Raw genomic sequence first — 7,176 nt, 5'->3', positions numbered from 1 at the left:
CGTCGAGCATCACCTTGACCACGCCCACCAGCTGCTCCAGCCGCGGCTGGTCGCCCATGTGGGTGACCGACGCCAGCATGTCCACCTTGATCCGGCGGAAGAACACGCTGGCCTTCTGGCCGATGGTGACCACGTCCACTTCGATGCCCTGCTCTTGCAGCGCACGGAATTCGACCAGCAGCTTGCGGAACATATTGTTGTTCAGCCCGCCTGCCAGACCGCGATCCGATGAGATCACGATATAGCCCACGCGTTTGACGTTGTCACGGTGCACCAAGTACGGGTGCTGATAGTCCGTCTGCGCTTGCGCAAGGTGGCCGATCAGCTGCTTCATCGCGCGCGCATACGGGCGCGATTGCTTCATCCGATCTTGTGCCTTGCGAATCTTGGAAGCCGAGACCATTTCGAGCGCACGCGTCACCTTGCGGGTGTTTTGCACGCTCTTGATCTTGGTTTTAATTTCGCGTCCACCAGCCATGCTCGTTCTCTAAGTTACGGTTGCTTACCAGCTACCGGTGGTCTTGAACTCTTCGATGCCCTTCTTGAAGGCGGCTTCGATGTCGTCATTCCAGTTGCCGGTGGCATCGATCTGAGCCACCAACTCACCCGCCGTGTTGGCGAAGTGCGCCTGCAAGCCCGCTTCAAACGCAAGGATCTTGGCTACTGGCACATCGTCCATATAGCCCTTGTCCACCGCGTAGATCGACAGCGCCTGCTGCGCCACCGACATCGGCGCGTACTGCTTCTGCTTCATCAGCTCGGTGACGCGCTGACCGCGTTCCAGCTGCTTACGCGTGGCATCGTCGAGGTCGGAAGCGAACTGCGCGAACGCGGCCAGCTCACGGTACTGCGCCAGCGCAATACGAATGCCGCCGGACAGCTTCTTCATGATCTTGGTCTGCGCTGCACCACCCACGCGCGACACCGAAATACCGGCGTTCACGGCTGGGCGAATACCGGCGTTGAACAGGTCGGTTTCAAGGAAGATCTGGCCATCGGTGATCGAGATCACGTTGGTCGGCACGAACGCCGACACGTCACCGGCCTGGGTTTCGATGATTGGCAGCGCGGTGAGCGAACCGGTCTTGCCCTTCACTGCGCCATCGGTGAACTTCTCAACGTAGTCTTCCGACACGCGCGCGGCGCGTTCCAGCAAGCGGCTGTGCAGGTAGAACACGTCACCCGGATAGGCTTCGCGGCCCGGCGGGCGGCGCAGCAACAGCGAGATCTGGCGGTAGGCCACGGCCTGCTTGGACAGATCGTCGTAGATGATCAGCGCGTCTTCGCCGCGATCGCGGAAGTATTCGCCCATCGCGCAGCCCGAGTAGGCGCTGATGTACTGCATCGCAGCCGATTCGGAAGCCGACGCAGCAACCACGGTGGTGTATTCCATCGCGCCGTACTGTTCGAGCTTGCGCACGATGTTGGCAATGGTCGAGTTCTTCTGACCAATCGCCACGTAGATGCACTTAATGCCAGAGTTCTTCTGGTTGATGATGGCGTCCACGGCCAGCGCGGTCTTGCCGGTCTGGCGGTCACCGATGATCAGCTCGCGCTGACCACGGCCGATCGGGATCATGCTGTCCACGGACTTGTAGCCCGTCTGCACCGGCTGATCCACCGACTTACGCCAGATCACGCCCGGCGCAATGGTTTCCACCGGCGAGCTGGTCTTGGCGTCGATGGGGCCCTTGCCGTCGATCGGCTCGCCCAGCGCATTGACCACGCGCCCCAGCAGTTCAGGGCCGGTTGGCACCGACAGAATCTGGCTGGTGGTTTTGGCCACATTGCCTTCGCGCAGGTGCTCGTAGTCACCCAGCACCACGGCGCCCACAGAGTCGCGCTCGAGGTTCAGCGCCAGCGCGGTGGTGGGGTGCCCATCCGGGCCGGCAGGCAGTTCGATCATTTCGCCCTGCATCACGTCGGCCAGGCCGTGGATGCGCACGATACCGTCGGAGACCGAGGTCACGGTGCCTTCGTTACGCGCTTCGGCGGAAAGCGTGACCTTCTCGATGCGGGTCTTGATCAGTTCGCTGATTTCTGACGGGTTGAGCGTGGTGGTAGCCATCTTGGTTTCCTTAGTTCCGGCGTTGCCGCCAGACTTTGCAAATGAATTAGTTCGACAGAGCCGTCTGCAAACGGCCGAGTTTGCCCTTGAGCGTGCCATCAATGACGACGCCGTCTGCGTCGATCAACGCGCCGCCAATCAGGCTGGCATCGATCGCCGTTTCCACTTCGATGTCGCGGCCAAAGCGACGGCGCAAACCGGCTTTGATCGTTTCCAGCTCAGTGGCGGTCAATTCGGCGGCGGAGGTCACCTTGGCCTTCACGATCTGCTCGGCTTCGCGACGCAGCTCGTTATACAGCCCGGCAATTTCCGGCAGCAGCGCCAAACGCCCGTTGTCAAACAGCAACTCCAGCAAATTGGTGAAGGTTGGGCTGGCGCCTTCCGGCGCAAGCACGCTCACCACTTCGGCACGACTGAACTTGGGGTTATCCAGAAGTTCTGTCGCCTGCGGATCAGCCGCCACGCGCGCGGCAAAGCCTAGCGCGTTTGACCAATCAGCAAATGCATTGGCGTCACGCGCCACCGAAAAGGCAGCGCGGGCGTAAGGACGGGCGAGGGTTAGGGCTTGGCTCACTGCAAGGCCCTCAGAGCTGCGCCGCCAGCTCGTCGATCAGCGCCTTCTGGTCGTTGGCATTGATCTCGCGCTTGAGCAGCTTTTCAGCACCCGTTACCGCCAAAGCAGACACCTGCAAACGCAGTTCTTCTTTGGCGCGGTTGGCAGCGGCTTCAATATCCGCAACGGCTTGCGCTTTCAGGCGGGCGCCTTCAGCGATCGCTTCGTTTTTGGCCGCGTCAATCAACGCATTGGCGCGTTGGTTGGCTTGGTCAATGATTTCATTGGCCTTAGCACGCGCAGCCTTCAGCTCATCGTTGACTTGATCCTGCGCCTGCGCCAGATTTTTCTGGGCGTTGTCGGCGGCGGCCAAGCCTGCGGCGATCTTCTGTTGGCGCTCTTCTAGCGCCGCAATCAGCGGCGGCCAAATGAACTTGACGGTGAACCAGATGAGGATCGCGAACGAGATCATCTGGCCCAGCAGTGTCATGAAGGTCGGGTTCATGTCATACCTTGCATAGCGAACGGGTACCGCTTCCGGCCCCCGCTGGGACGACATTGCAACACCATGCTGCAATGCCAATATGCCGATGTGCGCCACCTAGGCGACGCACACCTGCGCTGCACGCCAAATTAGGCGCCGGCAGCCGCCTTCACCGCTTCGATCAGCGGGTTGGCGAAGGCGAACATCATGGCCACACCCACGCCGATCAGGAACGCGGCGTCGATCAGGCCGGCCAGCAGGAACATACGGCCCTGCAGCATCGGCACCAGTTCCGGCTGACGTGCAGCGGATTCGAGGAACTTGCTGCCCATGACGGCAATACCGAGCGCTGCGCCGAGCGCACCCAGACCGACGATGATGCCGATGGCGATAGCGGTGTAAGCCTGGACGTTGGCGATGAATTCCATGTGGATCTCCGGATTGATGCTAGTAGTGAATTGAAGGATGAAACAGCAGAGGTAAAGCGAATTACAAACTTAGTGATGCTCGTGCGCCATCGCCAGATAGACGACCGACAACACCATGAAAATATAGGCCTGCAACAGGATGATCAGGATGTGGAAGATCGCCCACACCGCGTTAATCAGCACACCCGGCAGGAAGGTGAACCACGTGGCAAACAGGCCCGCAATCAGCATGAAGACCAGCTCGCCCGCATACATATTGCCGAACAGTCGCATGGCCAAGCTCACCGGCTTGGACAGCGTTTCAACAATATTGAGGAACAAGTTGAACGGAGCCAGTATCACTTTGGCAATTGGGTTTTCGGCGTGGAACGGCGCACCGAACAGTTCAGCCAGATAGCCCAAGCCACCTTTGATCTTGATCGAATAGAAAATGATCATCAGCAGCACGGTGATCGACATGGCGAACGTAGTATTTACGTCAGCCGTTGGCACCCAGCGGAAATAGGTGTGATGCATGGCTTCTTCACCGCTCACCGCAAGCACGGTAGCACTGGGAATATCCAGCGGCAGAAGATCCATAGCATTCATAAAGACCACCCAAACAAAGATGGTCAGCGCCAGCGGCGCGATAAAGCGACGATCGCCGCTAAAGGTATCTTTCACCTGCGAATCAACGAACTCGACCAGCAGCTCAACAAAGGCCTGCGCCTTGGTGGGCACACCTGCAGTAGCCTTGCGTGCAAACGACCACAGCACGCCGCAGGCGAGCAAGCCCAACAGCAAACCCACCAGCCAAGAGTCCATATGGAAACTGGCATCACCGGCCACCGTAGCCGTGTTATGGGTTAAATGGTGAACGATATAAGCCGACAGTCCGCCGCCGGATTCGCCGCCTTCAGGTGCCATGCCTATTGCTTCCAGAATCACGCCATCGTCCTCGTCGTACTGCGCTTCGTTACAAATCTTGTTGAAACCACAAATGCCGCAGCAGCAAGCGCCGCCCCAGCCAGCACCGGCACCGCCGGCAACTTCCACACCGCCATCGCCAAGAACATGCCCGCGATGACGATCAGCCACTTCATTGCAACACCTAACAGCAGCCGCCCAAGCGCCATACCTGCGCCCGCAACGCCACCACCAAACGCACCCCAAGCCGCTACAAAGGTAGCGAGCGCCATCGTCCCGCCGCCCGCCAATGCTGCGAGCGCAGAACGCGTACCACTGAAGTAAAAGATGGCGGCTGTCGCTAGCGTGACGGCCACTTGAATGACCACTACACGCAGCGCCTGCTGCCAACCCGCACCTGCAGAATTGAGCACGCGATCGGTTCCAAAAATCGAAGATGACGCCACGGAACAAAACAGCCCCGGGGAGCTGTGGAATTATAGCAGGCGATTTTTAGTTAGGGCAACCGCCATAAGCTGCTGAATTGCACTGGAACTTCTCCCTGCGCACACTGTCACAACAACCAGCGGCAGCCACACTTCCTCGTCGCTCTGCAGGTTGTCGCATTAAAGCCCCGGTGTCTCTCCCACCGGGGCTTTTATTTTTCCATTCTGCGCATTCAGCTAGAAGCAGGAAATGGCTATTGACAGCTTTCTCAATAAGGCATTAAATGCGAATGACTCTTATTTGCGACACGCCATCATGGCCAAAACGCTCAGCTTCGCCTCACTCCACTTCACCGTTGCGTTCTCGCTCGGCTGGCTACTCACTGGCAGTTGGCTGGTGGGCGGCGCGCTGGCGTTGATCGAGCCAGCGTGCAATACCGTGGTGTTTCACTTCCACGAAAAATTCTGGAAGCGCCGCGAAGCACGCCGCGGCAGCATCGCGCACGTATAAGGCTTCTCCCCTGTACGGAGAGAAGCCATGACGCACGACGTTTCTACTTCTTCTTCGGGATATACAGATCGGTGATGCTGCCGTCATACACCTCGGCGGCCATGCCCACCGACTCACCCAAGGTCGGATGCGGGTGGATGGTGCTGCCAATATCGTGAACCTCGCAGCCCATTTCGATGGCCAGCGCGATTTCGGAAATCATTTCACCGGCATGCACGCCAACGATGCCACCACCAATTACGCGCTGACTGTCTTCATCAAAAATCAACTTGGTGAAGCCTTCGGTGCGACCAAGGCCAATCGCGCGACCCGACGCTGCCCACGGGAATTTACCCACGCCGATCTTTAAGCCCTTGGCCTTAGCCTCGGTTTCGGTGACACCCACCCACGCAATTTCCGGGTCGGTATAGGCCACGCCTGGAATCACTCGCGCCACCCATTCTTTCTTCTCGCCCGCCGCAACTTCTGCCGCAAGCTTGGCTTCATGGGTGGCCTTATGCGCCAACATCGGCTGGCCCACCAAATCACCAATCGCGAAGATATGCGGCACATTGGTGCGCATCTGCGCGTCCACTGGGATCAGGCCGCGCTCACCCACCTGCACACCGGCCTTATCTGCATCCAGCTTGCCGCCGTTGGCGCTGCGCCCCACGGCCACCAGCACGCGGTCATACAGTTTGCCTTCGGGGATGGATTCGCCTTCAAAACTACAGGCAATGCCGTTCTTTTGCGCTTTGGCATCCACCACCTTGGTTTTCAGGTGAATGGCGACGCCCTGCTTTTTCAGACGATCCGCCAGCGGCTTCACGAGGTCGGTATCGGCCCCTGGGATCAGCTGCGGCATGAACTCGACCACGGTCACTTCGCTGCCCAGCGCGCGATACACCGTGGCCATTTCCAGCCCGATGATGCCGCCACCAACGACGAGGAGTTTCTTCGGCACATCGGCCAGATTCAGCGCGTCGGTGGAATCCATGATGCGCGTATCGTCCCACGGGAACGCCGGAAGTTTTACCGGCTGGCTACCCGCCGCAATAATGCAGTTTGTGAAGCGCAGCAGCTGGGTTTTACCATCGGCGGCGGTGATTTCCAGTTCGTTAGCGGAAACGAATTTGGCCACACCCTGCACGGTGCGCACTTTACGCTGTTTGGCCATACCCGCCAGCCCCTTGGTGAGCTGGCCAATGACGTTTTCTTTGTAGCTGCGCAGCTTGTCGATATTCACCGTTGGCTTGGCGAACTCCACACCGTAGTCGCTGGCGTGGCTGGCTTGTTCGATTACATCGGCGGCGTGCAACAGCGCCTTGGATGGAATGCAGCCGACGTTCAAACACACGCCACCGAGAGTGGCGTAGCGCTCGATGAGCACGGTATCAAGGCCAAGGTCGGCGCTGCGGAACGCCGCGGTATAGCCGCCGGGGCCAGCGCCGATGACGACCATGCCGCATTCGATATCGGCCTTGCGGCCCGAGGACGAAGCGGCTTGTGGAGCGGGTGCTGCCGGAGCCGCAGCCACAGGCGCCACGGCCGCAGCAGGTGCAGGCGCTGCCGGGGCCGCGCCAGCCGCCTCGATCACTGCAATCACATGCCCTTCCGAAACTACGTCACCCAGCTTGACCTTCAGCGCCTTGATCACACCATCGGCACCGGCAGGCACTTCCATGGTGGCTTTGTCCGACTCCAGCGTGACCAAGCCTTGATCCTTGTTCACCGTATCGCCTACGGCGGCCAATATCTCAATGACCGGCACGCCACCGTGGCTACCGATATCCGGTACTTTGCATTCAAATTCAGCCATGCG

General features: G+C 59.4%; 9 protein-coding genes. 1 reads left to right on the top strand and 8 read right to left on the bottom strand.

The window, feature by feature from the left end; genetic code table 11:
• The 7 genes from KUL77_RS04460 to KUL77_RS04430 all read right to left on the bottom strand — a co-directional run.
• The coding region (locus tag KUL77_RS04460; RefSeq protein ID WP_297144069.1) for a F0F1 ATP synthase subunit gamma at positions 1 to 478 on the bottom strand (478 nt) is incomplete at its 3' end.
• Positions 479 to 502: 24 nt separating this feature from the next.
• A complete protein-coding gene (gene atpA, locus KUL77_RS04455; protein ID WP_297144068.1) occupies positions 503 to 2,068 on the bottom strand; it encodes a F0F1 ATP synthase subunit alpha in 1,566 nt (521 codons plus the stop codon).
• A gap of 46 nt (positions 2,069 to 2,114) precedes the next feature.
• Entirely contained in the window at positions 2,115 to 2,642 is a 528-nt protein-coding gene (locus KUL77_RS04450) for a F0F1 ATP synthase subunit delta (protein ID WP_297144066.1), read from the bottom strand.
• Positions 2,643 to 2,652: 10 nt separating this feature from the next.
• Positions 2,653 to 3,126: a F0F1 ATP synthase subunit B gene (locus tag KUL77_RS04445; protein ID WP_297144079.1), complete on the bottom strand. Its 474-nt coding sequence runs from the start codon at positions 3,124 to 3,126 to the stop codon at positions 2,653 to 2,655.
• 128 nt (positions 3,127 to 3,254) lie between these two features.
• On the bottom strand, positions 3,255 to 3,533 hold the full coding sequence (atpE, locus tag KUL77_RS04440) for a F0F1 ATP synthase subunit C (protein ID WP_297144064.1): 279 nt from the start codon (positions 3,531 to 3,533) through the stop codon (positions 3,255 to 3,257).
• A gap of 69 nt (positions 3,534 to 3,602) precedes the next feature.
• Positions 3,603 to 4,439: a F0F1 ATP synthase subunit A gene (gene atpB, locus KUL77_RS04435; RefSeq protein WP_297144062.1), complete on the bottom strand. Its 837-nt coding sequence runs from the start codon at positions 4,437 to 4,439 to the stop codon at positions 3,603 to 3,605.
• Positions 4,440 to 4,456: 17 nt separating this feature from the next.
• Complete coding sequence (locus KUL77_RS04430; RefSeq protein ID WP_297144060.1) at positions 4,457 to 4,852, bottom strand: hypothetical protein; 396 nt, start codon at positions 4,850 to 4,852, stop codon at positions 4,457 to 4,459.
• Positions 4,853 to 5,114: 262 nt separating this feature from the next.
• Here KUL77_RS04430 and KUL77_RS04425 point away from each other — a divergent pair, with 262 nt between their 5' ends.
• On the top strand, positions 5,115 to 5,375 hold the full coding sequence (locus KUL77_RS04425; protein ID WP_297144058.1) for a DUF2061 domain-containing protein: 261 nt from the start codon (positions 5,115 to 5,117) through the stop codon (positions 5,373 to 5,375).
• 43 nt (positions 5,376 to 5,418) lie between these two features.
• On the opposite strand, the gene lpdA is transcribed toward KUL77_RS04425, so the two are convergent.
• Positions 5,419 to 7,173, bottom strand: a complete 1,755-nt coding sequence (lpdA, locus tag KUL77_RS04420; protein ID WP_297144056.1) for a dihydrolipoyl dehydrogenase — start codon at positions 7,171 to 7,173, stop codon at positions 5,419 to 5,421.
• Between the last annotated feature and the right edge of the window lie 3 nt (positions 7,174 to 7,176).

It is taken from the genome of Thermomonas sp. (assembly GCF_019104945.1).
Taxonomy (GTDB): Bacteria; Pseudomonadota; Gammaproteobacteria; order Xanthomonadales; family Xanthomonadaceae; genus Thermomonas.
The sequence above is the reverse complement of the archived record's forward strand: the minus strand, read 5'-3'. Positions and strand labels throughout refer to the sequence as shown.

What these genes read in the sequence shown, in the direction of transcription:
- lpdA (WP_297144056.1), bottom strand. Translation starts at nt 7,173, where the DNA reads ATGGCTGAATTTGAATGCAAAGTACCGGATATCGGTAGCCACGGTGGC.
- KUL77_RS04425 (WP_297144058.1), top strand. Translation starts at nt 5,115, where the DNA reads ATGGCTATTGACAGCTTTCTCAATAAGGCATTAAATGCGAATGACTCT.
- KUL77_RS04445 (WP_297144079.1), bottom strand. Translation starts at nt 3,126, where the DNA reads ATGAACCCGACCTTCATGACACTGCTGGGCCAGATGATCTCGTTCGCG.
- atpB (WP_297144062.1), bottom strand. Translation starts at nt 4,439, where the DNA reads ATGGCACCTGAAGGCGGCGAATCCGGCGGCGGACTGTCGGCTTATATC.
- atpA (WP_297144068.1), bottom strand. Translation starts at nt 2,068, where the DNA reads ATGGCTACCACCACGCTCAACCCGTCAGAAATCAGCGAACTGATCAAG.
- atpE (WP_297144064.1), bottom strand. Translation starts at nt 3,533, where the DNA reads ATGGAATTCATCGCCAACGTCCAGGCTTACACCGCTATCGCCATCGGC.